This is a genomic window from Methylobacterium iners, from assembly GCF_022179305.1.
Taxonomy (GTDB): Bacteria; Pseudomonadota; Alphaproteobacteria; order Rhizobiales; family Beijerinckiaceae; genus Methylobacterium; species Methylobacterium iners.
In genome coordinates, this window is the sequence record NZ_BPQP01000045.1 from 17,592 (window position 1) to 32,802 (window position 15,211).

The following is a 15,211-nucleotide window of genomic DNA, read 5'->3' on the forward strand; positions in this document are numbered from 1 at the left end:
CGGTGAGGCTGCTCGTCGTCGAGGACGACCGGGACATCAACCGGCAAGTGGTGAATGCGCTCGAGGAGGCCGGCTACGTCGCCGACAAGGCCTTCGATGGCGAGGAAGGCGGGTATCTCGGCGAGAACGAGCCTTACGACGCCATCATCCTCGACATGGGCCTGCCCAAGGCCGACGGCGTCAGCGTGTTGCAGAAGTGGCGCCGGGCCGGGATCAAGACCCCCGTCATCATCCTGACCGCCCGCGACCGCTGGTCGGACAAGGTCGACGGCTTCGACGCCGGCGCCGACGATTACGTCACCAAGCCCTTCCACATGGAGGAGCTGATGGCCCGCGTGCGTGCGCTGCTGCGCCGGGCGGCCGGGCACGCGACGAGCCAGATCGCCTGCGGCCCCGTCGTGCTCGACACCCGCTCGGGCCGCGTCTTCGTCGACGGCAACCCGGTCAAGCTGACGAGCCACGAGTACCGGCTGCTCTCCTACCTGATGCATCATACCGGCCGGGTGGTCTCCCGCGCCGAGCTGACCGAGCACCTCTACGACCAGGATTTCGACCGGGATTCCAACACGATCGAAGTCTTCGTCGGCCGGCTGCGCAAGAAGCTCGCGGTGGACCTGATCCAGACGGTGCGGGGACTGGGCTACCTCGTCGACCCGAGCCAGCCCGCGCCGCGGGTGTGAGGTGGTTGCTCACGGTCCGACGGCGATGTCCGTCCGGGAGAAGTCATCGCCCTTGAACAACAGGGGTACGCGATGGTTCTTGGCGGCCGCGTAGGCAAAGCAATCGGCCATGTTGAGACGCGCCGGGTGCCCTTGCCCCTTTCCGAAGCGCGCGAAGGCTTTGAGCGCCGTATCTGCATCTGCCAAGGTGACCGCGACGACTTCGATCGGAACGGCGTCAAGCAGCATCTGAACGTCGGCCCGCGCGGCCTTGAGGCCGCCCTGCTTGTGTCGCGCCACCGCGGCGACCGCTTCGTAGATGGCGATCGGGGACGTGATCGGTGCGAAACCCTTCTGGAGACGATTGACAAGGACCTGGGCCTCCGGCTCCTGAATCAGGATCGCGACGAGGGCCGACGCGTCGACGAACATCACGCGTCGCCACTGAGTTCGTCGTAGAACGCCTTGTCCGCCTTGAGCCCCGTGTCGGGCCGCGCATTGATCCGGTCATGGATCGGCTTCAGCCGCTCCCACAAGGTGAGCTTCTCGTCCTCGCGCCGCAGCTCGTTGCCGACGGCGAGCTTCACGGCTTCCGTCAGCGGGATGCGCTTGCGTTCCGCGAGCTTGCGTACGAGGCGATCGGTTTCCTGATCGCGGATATGCAGGGCCATGAAACGTCCTCCCCCCTGCCTATGTACATCGTTTGCCCCCAGGATCTACACCACGAAGCGCGATCGCTCGGTCGCCGGGCTGGGACACGCATGACAACGAAATCTCAATGATCGCCTTCCCCGCCTGGCTCCCGTTCCGGCGCCGCTCCGTCGCGGTGCGCCTTGCCGTGTCGGCGCTAATCGCGAGCTCCGCGATCCTGCTCATCGCCGCCTGGATCCTGACGACGCTCTACCGCGAGAACACCGAGCGGGCCTTCGACAGCCGTCTCCTCGTCTACGCCAACAATCTCGCCACCGACCTGATCTCGCCCAACGACCCGGAGAGCCGCTCCTTCACCCTGAGCGATCCCCGCTTCGACCTGCCGCTGTCGGGCTGGTACTGGCAGATCGGCCGGCCCGACGCGCGCCCGCGGGACCTGCGCACCTCGCGCTCCCTCGTCGGCGTGCCGCTCAAACCCGCCAATCGCCCGGACACCAATGCCGGCATCGGCCAGATCCGGCAGGGCTACGGGCGGGCCCAGGACGAGCGGCCCTTGCGCATCATCGAGCGCGACGTCGATCTCGGCGAGGAGGGCCGCTACACGGTCCGCGTCGCCGGGCCGGCGGACGAGATCGAGAACGATGTTGGCCGCTTCCGCTTCTCGCTGATGGTGACCTTCGGGCTGCTCGGCCTGTTCCTGGCGCTGACGACCCTCCTGCAGATCCGGTTCGGCCTGGCGCCCCTGACGAAGCTGCGCTCGGCGCTCGGCGCGATCCGGCGGGGCGAGGCCGATAGGATCAGCGGCGAGTACCCGCGCGACATCGCCCCGCTCGCCGGCGAGGTGAACCTGCTCATCGAGACCAACCGCGAGATCCTGGAGCGCGCCCGCACCCAGGTCGGCAACCTCGCCCACGCGCTGAAGACGCCGCTCTCGATCATCGTCAACGAGGTCGGCGCGGGCGACGCGCCGCCCGAGCTCGCCGAGAAGATCCGCGAGCAGGCGGCGGTGATGCGCGACCAGGTCAACTACCATCTCGACCGGGCCCGGGCCGCGGCGCTGGCCGGCACGCTCGGCACCTCGACGGAGGTGGAGCCGGCGCTCGCCGGCCTGGTCCGCACCTTCGGCAAGATCTACCGCGACAAGGACATTGCCTACGAGGTCAGCGTGCCGGCGGGCCTGCGCTTCCGCGGCGAGCGCCAGGACTTCGAGGAGATGGTGGGCAACCTCGTCGACAACGCCTCGAAATGGGCGAATGGGCGCGTCGCGATCCGCGCCGAGGCCGTCGACCAGGACGCCTATCCGCACCTCCTCGTCGCCGTGGAGGACGACGGGCCGGGCCTGCCGCCGGAGGCGCGCTCGGCCGTGCTCGGCCGCGGCCGGCGCCTCGACGAGACGAAGCCCGGGTCCGGGCTCGGGCTCTCGATCGTCGCGGACCTCGCCACGCTCTACCGGGGGCGGTTCCGGCTCGAGGAGGCGGCGCTCGGCGGCCTGCGCGCGGTGATCGAGGTGCCCGGCGACGCGCCGGCGGGCGTCGCGCAGCGGTGAACACCGATCGCGCGGATTGCCTCGCGGGCAAAGACCGCTAAGCTTTTGGCCGCCAAGGATGTCCGACCGCGCGAGGCGCGCGTGACACCGTGTCACCGCCCGGGCGCGTCGTGCGGCCGGGCGCGCATCTTTAGCATGGGTTTGTTAGCGTCCGGGGTACGATGACGGCGATCTGGTTCATATTAACGGCGATGACCGGAGCGGCGGTGTTCGCCCTGCTCTGGCCGATGTCGCGGCGCGCCAACCCGGTTGCGGCGGCCACGGCGCCTGAGGCCAGCACGCTCGCCACCGAGACGGGCTTCTACGAGGACCAGCTGCGCGAGATCGAGCGCGACCTCGGCCGCGGCTTGATCGCGCCGACGGAGGCCGAGGCCGCGCGCACCGAGGCCGCGCGTCGCCTCCTGCGGGCAAGCCGCCAGAATCCGGCCGTGGCGAGCGACGGCATGGCCGAGCCGGCCCTCCGCCAGCGTCGCGCGGCCTCCGCCTTCGCCCTTTCGACGATCCCCCTCGTGGCGCTGATCGCCTACGGCATCTACGGCTCGCCCCACCTGCCGGCGCAGACCCCGGGCGAGCGGCAGGCGGCGCAATCGGATGAGCAGGAGCTGCTCAAGGCCGTCGGCCAGATCGAGGCGCGGCTCGCCACCAACCCGAGCGACGGCCGCGGCTGGTCGGTGCTCGCCCCCGTCTACGTGCGGATGGGGCGCTTCGAGGAGGCGGCCCACGCCTTCGAGGCCGCGACCCGCCTGCTGGGCGAGACGCCGGAGCGCCTGGCCGATTGGGGCGAGGCCCTGGTCGCCGCCGCGAACGGCGCGATTGCCGCCGACGCGCGGAAGGTCTTCGAGCGGGCCGTGGCCCTCGATCCGGGCGCGCCCAAGCCCCGCTTCTATCTCGCCCGCGCGGCCGAGCTCGACGGCAACATTCCCGACGCTGTCGCGCGGCTCTCCGCGATGGCGGAGGCGGGTCCTCCCGATGCGCCCTGGCTGCCGCTCGTGCGCGAGAACCTGGCGCGCCTGAAGGGGGAAGCGGCGCCCGCCCAACCCGCTGCGCCGGCGAGCCCGCCGGGGCCGGCGGCGGAGATCCAGGCGATGCCGCCGCAGGCGCGCGACGCGGCGATCCGCGGCATGGTCGACAGCCTCGACCAGCGCCTCGCGGAGAAGGGTGGGACCGCCGAGGAATGGCAGCGGCTGGTCCGTTCCCTGAGCGTCCTCGGCGACCGCGAGAAGGCGCAGGGTGCCCTGACCCGGGCACGGACGGCGCTTGCGCGGGATCCGGACGGGCTGCGCCGCCTGGAAGACCTCGCCAGGGAGATCGGTCTGCGGCCGGGCGCCGCCGCTTCGTCCGCGCCGGAAACCGGCGAGCCGGAGGCCGCCGCCGTGGCCGCCGTCAAGGCGATGCCTGCGCCCGAGCGCGACGCCGCCATCCGCGGCATGGTGCTGGGCCTCGACCGGCGCCTGGCGGCCAAGGGCGGCACCCTCGACGAGTGGCAGCGGCTCGTGCGCTCCTACACCGTGCTCGGCGAGCGCAAGCAGGCGGGCGAGGCCCTGGAGCGGGCCCGGCTGGCGCTGGGGCCGGATGCCGGCGCGCTGGCGCATCTCGAGGGTCTCGCCCGGGAGCTCGATCTGCCCGCACGCACCACCAAAAGCGCCCCCCCCTGACAATCGGTCCCGGTCGAAAGCCTTGACCCGCTCCCGCGCGAGGCCGACACCAGAAAGAACTTAGAACGCGTCAGGGTTCGGTTCTCAGGCTCATCCATCGACCATCGACGCCGGAGCAAGGGGACGGAGTCCGCGTGACGCGCAAGAGCCGACGCCTGGTCCTGATCGCCGCCTGCGGACTCGTGCTCGCGCTGGCGCTCGGCCTGATCCTCACCGCGATGCGGGGATCGATCGTGTTCTTCCGCTCGCCTGCGGAGGTTGCGGCGCAGGTCGTGGCGCCGGGCACGCGCTTTCGTCTCGGCGGCCTCGTCCAGGACGGAAGCCTCAAGCGCGGCCCCGATCAGAACGTGGACTTCACGGTGACCGACACGGCCGCCACGGTGGCGGTCCACTACCGCGGGCTCCTCCCGGACCTGTTCCGCGAGGGCCAGGGCGTCGTCGCCGAGGGGACGCTGGACCGCGACGGTGTGTTCCGGGCCGACACGGTGCTCGCCAAGCACGACGAGTCCTATATGCCTCGCGAGGTCGCCGACGCCCTCAAGGCGCAGGGGCGCTGGCAGGAGGGCGGCGGCAAGGCCGGCGCACCGGCCGCCTCCGACAAGACGCTTTCCTCCGAAAAGACACTTGGACAACGCAGCGAGCGATGATGCGTCCCGCCCGCCGGAAGGACTTCAGCCCTTGCTGATCGAGGTCGGTCATTTCGCCCTGGCGCTCGCGCTGGCCCTGTCCCTCGTCCAGGCGATCATGCCCGTCTGGGCGATGCGCTCGGGCGACACCGCCCTGCGCGCCGTGGCGACGCCGGCCGCGCTCGGCGCCTTCGCCTGTGTGCTGTTCGCCTTCGCGGCGCTCACCTACGCCCACGCGACCTCGGACTTCTCGGTCCAGAACGTGGTCGAGAACTCGCACACCACCAAGCCCTTCCTCTACAAGCTCTCCGGTGTCTGGGGGAACCACGAGGGCTCGATGCTCCTCTGGATCCTGATCCTCGCCCTGTTCGGCGCCCTGGTCGCGGTGGCGCGCGATTCGGTGCCCACCGTGCTGCGCGCCAACACGCTGGCCGTGCAGGGCCTCGTCACCTTCGTGTTCGTGCTCTTCCTGATCACGACCTCGAACCCCTTCGCGCGGGCGAACCCGGCCCCGATGGAGGGCAACGACCTCAACCCACTCCTGCAGGATTTCGGGCTCGCGGTGCACCCACCGCTCCTGTACGTCGGCTATGTCGGCTTCTCGATCACCTTCGCCTTCGCCATCGCCGCCCTCATCGACGGGCGCATCGACGCGGTCTGGGCACGGGCCGTCCGCCCCTGGACCCTGATCGCCTGGAGCTTTCTCACGCTCGGCATCGCCATGGGGTCCTACTGGGCCTATTACGAGCTCGGCTGGGGCGGCTGGTGGTTCTGGGACCCGGTCGAGAACGCCTCGCTCATGCCCTGGCTCGCGGGCACCGCGCTGCTGCACTCGACCGTCGTGATGGAGAAGCGCGACGCGCTCAAGGTCTGGACGGTCCTGCTCGCCATCCTCACCTTCTCGCTCTCGCTGCTCGGCACCTTCATCGTGCGTTCGGGCGTACTGACCTCGGTCCACACCTTCGCCACCGATCCGACCCGAGGCGTCTTCATCCTCGCAATCCTGATCCTCTTCATCGGCGGCTCGCTGGCTCTGTTCGCCTGGCGGGCGCCGATGCTGCGCCAGGGCGGGCTGTTCGCGCCGATCTCGCGCGAGGGCGCGCTGGTGATGAACAACCTGTTCCTCGCCGCCGGCTGCACGACGGTGTTCGTCGGCACGCTCTACCCGCTCTTCCTGGAGATGCTGACCAGCGAGAAGATCTCGGTCGGGCCGCCCTTCTTCAACGCGACCTTCGTGCCCATCGCGATTCCGCTTCTCCTGATCGTGCCCTTCGGCCAGACGCTGGCCTGGAAGCGCGGCGACGTCCACGCGGCGAGCCAGCGCCTGTTTGCGGCGCTGGGCCTTGCCCTCGCGATCGGACTCGCGGTGCTGGCTCTGACCTGGGGCGGGCCGGTGCTGGCGCCCGTCGGCATCGGGCTGGGCGCCTACCTCATCCTCGGCGCTGCGATGGAGATCATCTCCCGGGCGCGCGGCTACGGCGGAAACCGAGCGCGGACGATCCGGGACGTCGCGCGCCGTGCCGCGGGCATGCCGCGCTCGGCCTGGGGCACGGCTCTGGCCCATGCCGGCGTCGGGATCCTCGTGCTCGGCATCGCCGCCCAGGGCTGGGCGACGGAGGGCCTGAGCAACGTGAAGCCCGGCGAGACCCTCGCCTCGGGCCCCTACGTCGCGACGCTGGAACGGGTCGGCCCGCGCCAAGGCGAGAACTACGCGGAGACCACCGCCTTCCTCACCATTCGGAACAAGGCCGGCGACGTCGTCGGCACGACCGAGACGGGCAAGCGCTTCTACCCGAGCCGGAAGATGACGGTGACCGAGTCCGGCCTGCTCACCCTCGGCGTGAGCCAGGTCTATGCCAGTCTCGGCGAGGTGATGCCCGACGGTTCGATCGGCCTGCGGCTCTACTACAAGCCCCTCGTGCTGCTGATCTGGATCGGCTGCCTCGTCATGGCGATCGGCGGCTTCGTCTCGCTGACCGATCGGCGCATGCGCGTCGGCGCGCCGAAGCGCGCCAAGGCGAAGCCGCTCCCCAACGCGGTGCCCGCCGAATGAACCGCACGCTTGGCCCCGCGGCGCTCGCTCTCCTCCTCGCCCTCGGCGCCGCCGCCGGGGCCGTGCAGCCGGACGAGATCCTGCCGGATGCGAGGCTCGAGACCCGCGCCCGAGACATCTCCGCGGGCCTGCGCTGCCTCGTCTGCCAGAACCAGTCGATCGACGATTCCGACGCGCCGCTCGCCCGCGACCTGCGCCTCATCGTCCGCGAACGGCTCAAGGCCGGGGACGACGATCGCCAGGTCCTTGACTACGTGGTCGGCCGCTACGGTGAATACGTGCTGCTCCGGCCGGTTCTGGCGCTGCACACCCTGCTGCTGTGGCTGACGCCCCTCGCGGCGCTGCTGCTCGGCGGGTTCGGAATCTGGAGGCTTGCGCGGAGGCAGCCCTCGGCAGGGCAGCAGGCGCTGTCCCCGGCGGAGGAAGCGGAAGTGGCCGCGCTCGTGCGCCGGGACTGAACGGTCACCGCGCGTTACCGAAACGCGGTCCGTAAGGCCGCGCTCGATCTGCCCTCAGAGCATAAAACTACGATTTATTACCTTACTCATGCGCTCAGCGCATTTGTGCGTTGCGAAGAACATAACTTTGCAACGCACCATTGGAGGGGCATCTTGCGGTCTCCCGGTGCAACCGGCTTTCCGTACGGGCACTCCCGGCGGACAGTAATCGCACAGGACACGACCCCATGCGCACGCTCTCCATTGCCCTTCTCTCCACCAGTCTCCTCGTCGGCTGGACCACCTCTCCCTTCGCGGCCGAGCTGCGGCCTTCCCGTCAGAGCAGCGTCGACCTCGGCAATTTCCGCGGCTCGGCCTATTACACGGTCGAGAACGGCGGTTACCGCGTCGTGGCGACCCTGGCGGCCGTCAACACCGGGGCCGAGCAGCCCCAGGTGATCCGCCTCGTCACCACCCTGAACCCGGACCAGACTGTGCACCTCTCGGTTCCGGGCACGCTCGGCAGCGATGGACGCGAGGCGACCGTCGCCTTCTCGCGCCGTGGTGACCGGGTCGAGATCGCCGCGGCCGACGCCGCCTACTGAACCGCACTGACGGACAGCCCGGGCCTGCCCAGGGGATCTCCCTGGGCGGGCCCTTTCACGTCGGGGCGCCTCGCTTTGGCCCTACTCGGGCGCGAGGAGGAGGGCGTGCGGCGGGCAGCATTCCAAACGGCGACCGGCGCCTCGTTTACGATTCCTTCACCCTGAATCGCGAGCGTCGGAAGCACGATCATGGGCAACGCTCCGCTCCTCCAAGGTCTCGCCGCACTCATCGCGGGCGCCTTCCTCGCCGGCCCGGCGCTGGCCCATCCCCATGTCTGGATCACCTCGAAGGCCGAGATCGCCTACGGCGAGGGCGGACGTGTGACCGGGATCCGCCATGCCTGGACCTTCGACGCCTCCTATTCCGCTTTCTTGACGCAGGGGCTCGACAAGAACGGCGACGGGCGGCTGACTCCGGACGAACTCGCCGGCTCGGCCGCCGAGAACACGGCCAACCTCGCCGAGTTCGCCTACTTCACGAAGCTCAAAGTCGCGGGCAAGGAGCAAGCCTTCGCCGACCCGACCGAGCCGCGCATGGCGATGGAGGGGGACAAGCTCACCTTGAGCTTCCTGCTCCCGCTGAAGGTCCCGGCTTTGCAGGGCCGCGGCGTGGCGGCGCTGGAGATCTACGATCCGACCTACTTGATCTCCTTCAGCCTCTCGGAGGCCGCCGACGCCGCCCGCCTCACGGGCGCGCCGGCCGGCTGCGCCGCCACCGTGACCCGGCCGAAGACGCCCGAGCCGGCGGCCGCAGCGGCCAAGCCGGGCATGTCGGAGGCCTTCTTCGAGGCCCTGACCACGGCCTCCACCTACGGCATCCAATTCGCCAACCGGATTCTCGTGGCCTGTCCGTGAGCGCGACCCTCCTCGCCGGCACCGCCTCCCATCCCAACCGTCTCGCGCTGCGGCTCGCGATCCTCGTCGCGGCGGCGGCTCTGGCCGCCCTGGCCCTGACGCTGCTGTCCCTGCTGATCGGTCCGACGGCCGCGCCCCCGCCCCGCTCGCCCTTCGGCATCGGCTTCCGCGAGGCTCTGCCGGCGGCGACGGGTCTCGGCGGCTGGCTGCTCGCGATGCAGTCGAGTTTCTCGCGCAGCCTTCAGGGGGCCATCGGCCTGATCCGGGACGGCGGAGGCTGGGGGCCGATGCTGCTGCTCGGCTTCAGCTACGGCGTTCTCCACGCGGCCGGGCCCGGCCACGGCAAGGCCGTGATCGCGGCCTACATCGTCGCCGGCGAACGCGTGCTGGCACGCGGCATCGGCCTCAGCCTCGCCGCCGCGCTCCTGCAAGCCTTCGTGGCGATCACCATCGTCGGCATCGGCACGCTGATGCTCGGTGCCACGGCAGCCGCGATGACTCGGGCCGGCAGCCTGATCGAGACCGTCAGTTTCGCCCTGGTCGCGGTCCTGGGCCTTGTCATGACGTGGCGAAAGGCCGGGCGCCTCGCCGGGCTTATCGGCGGTGCGCCCGCCTCCGCCTGCGCGCCGGGTTGCAGGCATGCCCATCTCGACGATGTCTCGCGCCTCGAGCGCCTGCGGACCTGGCGCGAGCATGCGGCCATCATCGTCGCTGCGGGCTCACGACCCTGCGCCGGAGCCGTGCTGCTCCTCGTCCTGGCGCTCTCCCAGAACATTCCCGCTGCCGGCATCGTGGCGGTGCTCGCCATGGCGCTCGGCACGGCCCTCACGACCGCCGCGCTCGCGACGCTCGCCGTCTTCGCGAAGGGATTTGCCCTACACCTCGCCGGCGGACGCGGCGGAGCCGGAGCCCTTGCCGTCAGCGGCCTCGAGGTGCTGGCGGGCGCCTTCGTGCTGGTTCTCGGCCTCGCGATGCTCGCCGGCCTCTCGACCGCATCGGGAGGCTGAGGGCGTAAGCGCGGTTCAGCGCCGGCCGCTGCCGCGCACCAAGGCCGCGGCCGCGGCGACGCCCGCCGTGAGGAGCAGCCCCGTCGCCGCCGGATGGAGCGCCGCCCGCGTGTAGAAGCTGCGCCGCATCACGTAGCCCGGATGGTCGCCGCGAATGCGACCGTCGTTGCCCGCCGAATGCAGGGCGCCGGCGGGATTGCGCGGGCGCTCGCCGCGCATCTGCTGGCCGACCATGGTGCGGCCGATCCGGTCGAAGGTCCGCGGGGCGATGGCCTGGAAGGCGCTCATCGCGCGGCCGCCCCCGCCGACATAGATGTCGCGTTGCGGACGCTCGGCGGCGTGCAGGATGGCCAGCGCCACCTCCTCGGGATCGTAGATCGGCGGCGGCAGCTTCGGCTCGTGGTCGAGGTAGTTGCGCGCGTTCTGCGGGAAGGGCGTGTTGATCGCGGCCGGCTTGATCAGGGTGACCGAGACCGGCGCGCCCTCCTCCTCCAGCTCGATGCGCAGGGAATCCGTGAAGCCTTTGATGGCGTGCTTGCTGGCGCAGTACATGCCCTGAAGCGGGAAGGCGATGTCGGAGGCCACGCTGCCGAGATTGATCAGCACGCCGCCGCTGCGCTTCAGGTGTGGCACGGCGACGAGCGAGCCGTAGACCACGCCCCAGAAGTTCGTCTGGAACATCCTGTCGTGATCGGCGTCGCTGACCTCCTGCAGGCGCCCGAAGATCGAGAGGCCGGCATCGTTCACCCAGGTATCGATGCGCCCGAAACGGGCGATCGCGGCATCGGCGATGCGCTGAACCTCCTCGCGATGCCTGACGTCGGCCGCGACATGCAGCGCCCGGCCCCCCTCGGCCGTGATCTCGGCCTCGATCGCGGCGAGCGCTTCGCCGTTGCGTGCGGCCAGGACGACGGCCGCCCCGTGCGCGGCGGCGCGCTTGGCAGAGGCGAGCCCGATGCCGCTCGATGCGCCGGTGATGACGATGACCTGCTCTGCCAGGGGCTTGTGCGATGCCTGCAAGAACTCACTCCTTCAGGGAAATGCGGGTTGTATGGGGGACGGGCGGGGAGCGTGCTCCCCGCCCCGCCGTGTCCGGTTAGCGATCGGCCTTGGCGCCGCTGGTGGTGAGCTGGAGGTAGCGCTGCGTCGTCGGACCCACGATCTCCAGGATCTGGCGAGCCGTGTTCTGCTCCTCCTTCAGGGAAGTCTCGAAGGCCGAGACGAAGCGCGTCTGCCCGGCGGCCTCGGTGATGGTGAGAAGCGAGGTGTAGATCGCGATCTCGTAGTTCTCGAAGGCGTGGTTGGCGAAGCTGTTCTTCAGGATCTCGTCCTGGGCCGGGGCGTGGGCCAGCGCCGCCATGTTGCCCATGAAGCCCATCACGCCCTCCTTGAGGGCCGACGGGCTCTCGGCGATGGCATTGAGCGCCTCCTCGAGCCGGTCGCGCTGCTGGTGCGTCTCGTCGATGTGACGACGCAGGATCGTCTCCATCTCAGGATAGCGCTCCAGGCGCTCGACCTGCCGCTCCATGATCTGGAGCGCCTGAAGCTCCACGGCGTGGGCGTTCTTGAGTGCCGTGGCGTAAATCGAACGGATGTCGTCGGCCATGATGTCCTGCTCCGTGGCGGCGGAAACCGGAGGTCATGCGTATCGGCGCATGAGTCGTTCGGCTCGCGTCCGCGCGTCTGGGATGGATGCAGCGTAGCGCTTCCGACGGTCACGCCGGATCGCTGCTGTGACCGGGCAATGATCGGCCGTTGCTTCGGTTCCCTTGATCAAAGCTTAGCGGCTGCAATTCAGAACGGTCTACTCGGACTGTATTGCAAGCTTTGCTGTCTCATCGCTCTTGCCGGCAGGCCATGTCCTTCGATTACGGTGACGACCTGCCGCAGTGCTGCTCGCCGATCCGCCCGAGGCAGAATCGGAGGGGACGGCGATCGGCGCGAATGCAACCCGCCGTCAACCTTGATCTGCTTCGATCGCGGTCCCGAGTGGTTCAGGAACCGCGATGTTCGAGACGACCCCGCCCCATCCGGACGACGGTCGCGGGCTGGCGCCCGCCTGGCCGGCGGACGCGTCGCTTCAGGCCGCCATCCTTGCCTGGCAGGACGGCTTGATCCGGGAGCGGCGGATGGCGGCGAACACCGTCAAGGCCTATGGCCGCGACCTGCGCCAATTCCTGGATGACCGCGCCGGGCGGGCGGGCACGCCCACGATCCCGAGCCTTATCGCCCTGAAGCCCCGCGACCTGCGAGGCTTCATGGCCGCTCGGCGGGCGGAGGGGATCGGCGGGCGTTCCCTGATGCGGGCATTGGCGGGAATCCGGTCCTTCGCGCGCCACCTCGAACGCGAGGGCCACGGCACGGTGGCTGCTCTCGGCGCCGTGCGCTCACCGAAGGTCGAGCGCCAGCTGCCGCGCCCGATCCCGATTTCGGCCGCGCGGGCGATGACGGATGCCGATCTGCGCGCCGGCGAGGATCGTGCGCCCTGGGTGCTCGCCCGCGACGCCGCGGTGCTCGCCCTGCTCTACGGCTCGGGCTTGCGCATCTCGGAGGCGCTCGGCCTCGCGCGGATGGATGCCCCGCTCAGGGGCACGGATTCCGTCACCGTCACGGGCAAGGGCGGCAAGACCCGCATGGTCCCGGTGCTGCCCGTCGTGGCGGACGCGATCGAGGCCTATCTCGACGCCTGCCCCCACCCGCTACCACCCGAAGGGCCGCTCTTCGTCGGCGCGAAGGGCGGAGCGCTGTCGCCGCGGATCATTCAGTACGCAGTGGCATCGATCCGCGGAGCGCTGGGGCTATCGGATTCCGCAACACCGCATGCGCTGCGCCATTCCTTCGCGACGCATCTCCTCGCCCGCCAGGGCGAGCTGCGCGCGATCCAAGAGCTGCTGGGACACGCCTCGCTCTCGACGACGCAACTCTACACCCGAGTCGACGCGGCCCGCCTGATGAGCGCCTTCGACGCCGCGCACCCGCGCGCCGCCCGAAACCCCACCCGACCGGAAGCGAGTGCGAAGCCGACTGCCGCCTGATGTAGCGGCCTGCCGATGGGTGCCCAACGCGACCGGTGCGCGGTGGGCTTGTTGATGCCGTCGTTCAGCGGCATCGCTGCGAGCGATACCGCTGACCGACGCGACTCATGCCAGGTGCAAGCGCCGGTCGTCCTCAGCGATAGTAGCCGGGACCGCGAACGATGCCGATGCCGCCGCTGAGTGCGTTGCCGGGTCCGACGCGACCGTAGCCCCGACCATAGCCGTAGCCGCGGCCGCCGTAGCGCGGACCGCCGCCGTAGCCCCGGCCATAGCTGCGACCGCCATAGCCGTAGCCACGCCGTCCGTAGCCGCGGCCGTAGCCGTACTGGACCTGCTCGACCGCGCTGGCCGCCTCCGGCACGGCCGCGACGCCGACCGGCAGGGCCGAGGCGGGCGCGGGCGCGAGGAACAGGCTGGCGGCAAGCAGGCCCGCGGCCATGATGATGTTCTTTTGCAAGGCAGTTCCTCCGGAAGCGGCGCCGGCTTCAGCCTGAAGGCGGTCGTCCTCCGACCATCTAACGCGGCGTGCGCCGTTTTGGTCGCGACTCGCGGAGGGTTGCGTTTCGCGATCGTGACCGCACTCAACGAATCCGGCCCAGTCGGGTTTTCAATCAAGCCCTTAGATGTGGATGGCGCGCTTGCCGACGGCGAGCGCCGCCTCCTTCACCGCCTCGGTCAGCGTCGGGTGCGCGTGGCAGGTCCGCGCCACGTCCTCGGCGCTGGCGCCGAACTCCATGGCGACCGCGACCTCAGCGATCAGGTTGCCCGCATCCGCGCCCACGATGTGGACGCCGAGCACCCGGTCGCTCTTGGCGTCGGCGAGGATCTTCACGAAGCCGTCGGTGGTGTGGTTGACCTTGGCGCGGCCGTTCGCGGTGAAGGGAAATTTCCCCGCATTGTAGGCGATGCCGTCCTTCTTCAGCTCCTCCTCGGTCTTGCCCACCGAGGCGACCTCCGGGAAGGTGTAGACCACGTTCGGGATGACGCCGTAATTGACGTGGCCCGCCTGGCCCGCCAGCAGCTCGGCCACCGCCACGCCCTCGTCCTCGGCCTTGTGGGCGAGCATCGGCCCGGCGATGACGTCGCCGATCGCGTAGATGCCGGTGACGTTCGTGGCGTAGTGGCTGTCGGTCTGGATGCGGCCCTTGTTGTCGACCTGCACGCCGACGGTCTCGAGGCCGAGCCCCTCCGTGTAGGGCACGCGCCCGATCGCCACGAGCACGACGTCGGCCTGCAGAACCTCCGCCTCGCCGCCGGCGGCAGGCTCCACGGTGACACTGGCCGACCCGTCCTTGACCTCGACGCCGGTCACCTTCGAGGACAGCTTGAAGCTGATGCCCTGCTTGCCGAGGATGCGCTGGAACTGCTTGCCGACCTCGCCGTCCATGCCCGGGAGGATGCGGTCGAGATACTCGACCACGGTGACCTCCGAGCCCAGCCGCCGCCAGACCGAGCCGAGTTCGAGCCCGATCACGCCCGCCCCGATGATGAGGAGCTTGCCCGGCACCGTCTCGAGTTCGAGGGCGCCGGTCGAGGAGACCACGATCCGCTCGTCGATCGTCACGCCCGGCAGGCGCGTCACGTCGGAGCCGGTGGCGATGACGACGTTCTTGGTCTCCAGCATCTGGTTGGCGCCGTCCTCCGAAAGCACCTCGACCCGGCCGGCTCCGGCCAGGCGCCCGGTGCCGCGATAGGCGTCGATGCCGTTCTTCTTGAGCAGGAACTCGACGCCCTTGGTGTTGCCGTCGACCCCGTCCTGCTTGAACGTCATCATCTTCTTGAGGTCGAGCTTCGGCGTGCCGACGTCGATCCCGAGATCGGCGAAGTGCTTGCTCGCGTCCTCGAAGGCTTCCGAGGCGTGGAGCAGCGCCTTCGAGGGGATGCAGCCGACATTGAGGCAGGTGCCGCCATGCGCCGCCCGCTTCTCGACCACCGCCGTCTTGAGCCCGAGTTGCGCGGCCCGGATGGCGCAGACGTAGCCGCCGGGGCCGGTGCCGATGACGACGAGATCGTAGGACATGAGGTTGCGACTCGCTTGTAGGTTCGGCGGGTCAGGTCCCACCATCGAGATCAGGCACACGG

Annotated in this window: 16 protein-coding genes; 10 read left to right on the top strand and 6 right to left on the bottom strand. The window is 70.0% G+C overall.

Annotated features, from left to right (window positions below):
* Positions 1 to 2: 2 nt before the first annotated feature.
* Positions 3 to 680, top strand: coding sequence for a response regulator transcription factor (locus MFF55_RS14790; RefSeq protein ID WP_238244869.1), 678 nt, complete (start codon positions 3 to 5; stop codon positions 678 to 680).
* Positions 681 to 689: 9 nt separating this feature from the next.
* On the opposite strand, the gene MFF55_RS14795 is transcribed toward MFF55_RS14790, so the two are convergent.
* Entirely contained in the window at positions 690 to 1,091 is a 402-nt protein-coding gene (locus MFF55_RS14795) for a type II toxin-antitoxin system VapC family toxin (RefSeq protein ID WP_238244870.1), read from the bottom strand.
* Positions 1,091 to 1,330: a type II toxin-antitoxin system VapB family antitoxin gene (locus MFF55_RS14800; RefSeq protein ID WP_238244871.1), complete on the bottom strand. Its 240-nt coding sequence runs from the start codon at positions 1,328 to 1,330 to the stop codon at positions 1,091 to 1,093. Before MFF55_RS14800 ends, MFF55_RS14795 begins: the two co-directional genes overlap by 1 nt.
* Positions 1,331 to 1,437: 107 nt before the next feature.
* Between MFF55_RS14800 and MFF55_RS14805 the strand changes: the two genes are divergently transcribed.
* From MFF55_RS14805 to MFF55_RS14840, 8 genes are all read left to right on the top strand, one after another.
* Entirely contained in the window at positions 1,438 to 2,856 is a 1,419-nt protein-coding gene (locus MFF55_RS14805; RefSeq protein WP_238244872.1) for a sensor histidine kinase, read from the top strand.
* A gap of 161 nt (positions 2,857 to 3,017) precedes the next feature.
* Entirely contained in the window at positions 3,018 to 4,511 is a 1,494-nt protein-coding gene (ccmI, locus tag MFF55_RS14810) for a c-type cytochrome biogenesis protein CcmI (protein WP_238244873.1), read from the top strand.
* Positions 4,512 to 4,645: 134 nt separating this feature from the next.
* A complete protein-coding gene (gene ccmE / locus MFF55_RS14815) occupies positions 4,646 to 5,158 on the top strand; it encodes a cytochrome c maturation protein CcmE (RefSeq protein WP_238244874.1) in 513 nt (170 codons plus the stop codon).
* Between the two features lie 31 nt (positions 5,159 to 5,189).
* A complete protein-coding gene (locus tag MFF55_RS14820; RefSeq protein ID WP_238244875.1) occupies positions 5,190 to 7,190 on the top strand; it encodes a heme lyase CcmF/NrfE family subunit in 2,001 nt (666 codons plus the stop codon).
* Positions 7,187 to 7,648 carry a cytochrome c-type biogenesis protein gene (locus MFF55_RS14825; protein WP_238244876.1) on the top strand — a complete coding sequence of 154 codons (462 nt, stop codon included), beginning with the start codon at positions 7,187 to 7,189 and terminating at the stop codon, positions 7,646 to 7,648. Before MFF55_RS14820 ends, MFF55_RS14825 begins: the two co-directional genes overlap by 4 nt.
* Positions 7,649 to 7,875: 227 nt before the next feature.
* A complete protein-coding gene (locus tag MFF55_RS14830; RefSeq protein ID WP_238244877.1) occupies positions 7,876 to 8,232 on the top strand; it encodes a hypothetical protein in 357 nt (118 codons plus the stop codon).
* 189 nt (positions 8,233 to 8,421) lie between these two features.
* Positions 8,422 to 9,087 carry a DUF1007 family protein gene (locus MFF55_RS14835; protein WP_238244878.1) on the top strand — a complete coding sequence of 222 codons (666 nt, stop codon included), beginning with the start codon at positions 8,422 to 8,424 and terminating at the stop codon, positions 9,085 to 9,087.
* Complete coding sequence (locus MFF55_RS14840) at positions 9,078 to 10,094, top strand: nickel/cobalt transporter (protein WP_238244913.1); 1,017 nt, start codon at positions 9,078 to 9,080, stop codon at positions 10,092 to 10,094. The genes MFF55_RS14835 and MFF55_RS14840 overlap by 10 nt, the downstream gene beginning before the upstream one ends.
* A 15-nt stretch (positions 10,095 to 10,109) precedes the next feature.
* Here the strand turns inward: MFF55_RS14840 and MFF55_RS14845 are convergent, their stop codons facing one another.
* Both MFF55_RS14845 and MFF55_RS14850 read right to left on the bottom strand, forming a co-directional pair.
* The gene (locus MFF55_RS14845) at positions 10,110 to 11,114 is read right to left on the bottom strand and encodes an SDR family oxidoreductase (protein ID WP_238244879.1); all 1,005 of its coding nucleotides are present in this window, start codon (positions 11,112 to 11,114) and stop codon (positions 10,110 to 10,112) included.
* A 76-nt stretch (positions 11,115 to 11,190) separates the two neighbouring features.
* Complete coding sequence (locus tag MFF55_RS14850) at positions 11,191 to 11,700, bottom strand: ferritin-like domain-containing protein (RefSeq protein ID WP_238244880.1); 510 nt, start codon at positions 11,698 to 11,700, stop codon at positions 11,191 to 11,193.
* A 400-nt stretch (positions 11,701 to 12,100) separates the two neighbouring features.
* On the opposite strand from MFF55_RS14850, the gene MFF55_RS14855 reads away from it, so the two are divergent.
* The gene (locus tag MFF55_RS14855) at positions 12,101 to 13,129 is read left to right on the top strand and encodes a tyrosine recombinase XerC (protein WP_238244881.1); all 1,029 of its coding nucleotides are present in this window, start codon (positions 12,101 to 12,103) and stop codon (positions 13,127 to 13,129) included.
* A gap of 133 nt (positions 13,130 to 13,262) precedes the next feature.
* Here the strand turns inward: MFF55_RS14855 and MFF55_RS14860 are convergent, their stop codons facing one another.
* Complete coding sequence (locus MFF55_RS14860; protein WP_238244882.1) at positions 13,263 to 13,586, bottom strand: hypothetical protein; 324 nt, start codon at positions 13,584 to 13,586, stop codon at positions 13,263 to 13,265.
* A gap of 162 nt (positions 13,587 to 13,748) precedes the next feature.
* Positions 13,749 to 15,149, bottom strand: a complete 1,401-nt coding sequence (lpdA, locus tag MFF55_RS14865; RefSeq protein ID WP_238244883.1) for a dihydrolipoyl dehydrogenase — start codon at positions 15,147 to 15,149, stop codon at positions 13,749 to 13,751.
* Positions 15,150 to 15,211 lie beyond the last annotated feature (62 nt).